Source organism: Kitasatospora phosalacinea (assembly GCF_030268885.1).
In the GTDB taxonomy this organism is placed as follows: Bacteria; Actinomycetota; Actinomycetes; order Streptomycetales; family Streptomycetaceae; genus Kitasatospora; species Kitasatospora phosalacinea_C.
In genome coordinates, this window is the sequence record NZ_BSSA01000094.1 from 1 (window position 1) to 891 (window position 891).

The 891-nt window shown below is 65.8% G+C and carries 1 protein-coding gene; it reads left to right on the forward strand.

Annotated elements, in window-relative coordinates; genetic code table 11:
• Positions 1-110 precede the first annotated feature (110 nt).
• A complete protein-coding gene (locus QSK52_RS39085) occupies positions 111-614 on the forward strand; it encodes a hypothetical protein (protein WP_285741040.1) in 504 nt (167 codons plus the stop codon).
• Positions 615-891 lie beyond the last annotated feature (277 nt).

Sequence of the window (891 nt, forward strand, 5' to 3'; positions counted from 1 at the left end):
GCTTCAACCGCCTCAAGCAGTGGCGGGGCTTGGCCACCCGCTACGACAAGACCCGCGAGTCCTACCAGGCCACCGTCACCATCGCCTCAATCCTGCTCTGGATCTGACCTTTGAAGACGATCTCTAGCGGTTCCGGCAGCGTCCTGAGCCTGCGAGCGTCCGCACTGCTTCTCCTGGGTTACTCCTGCGACGCCACCCCGATGGAGCTGTCCGCTCTCAACGTCGCCGACATAACTTTGTCGGACGACAAGCTCAGGGTTCGAATCCCTCGGCAGGACCGGCAGTTCCACGAGGTGCTCGCGGCCTCGACCAGCGGAACCTTCTCCACCTGCGCCGCGGTCGTACGCTCCCTTCTGGCCAGCTTGCAGGCCGCCGGCCGCACGGAGGGCCCGCTGTTCGTCCGCACCGACGGGTACGAATGGGTAGCCCAGCAAGCCTCCCCGTACTTCGACCCGAGCGGTCGAATCACGCCTGGCACGGTCGTCAACCTCTTCCTGCGCATCGGCTACGGCGCCGGCTTCCAGTTCAACTGCGACCTGCGCACCCACAGCCTGCGCCAGTGCTTCAACGCAGCCGACCATGTGACCTGGCGGCCGGGCAGCCCCACAGGCTGAAGCCCTGTCAGACACACTGCGGACCTCCGCACTCGACTGGCACCCGTGCCAGAGCCGTTTCTTGCGGACAAAGCCGCCGTCCAGGCGTGCGAGTCACAATGGCCAATTAGCCAGTCCCGTTTGGCCAACTATCGAGTCCAGGCACAGCTCGGGGCTTCGCCCGTGAAGGTGGACACGCGGTTGGTTGTCACGCGGCGAGCGTGAGCTTAGCGGTGTGGCGTCGGCGTTCGTATTCGTTCGGGCTGAGGTGGCCGTTGGCGGAGTGCCGGCGGCGGGT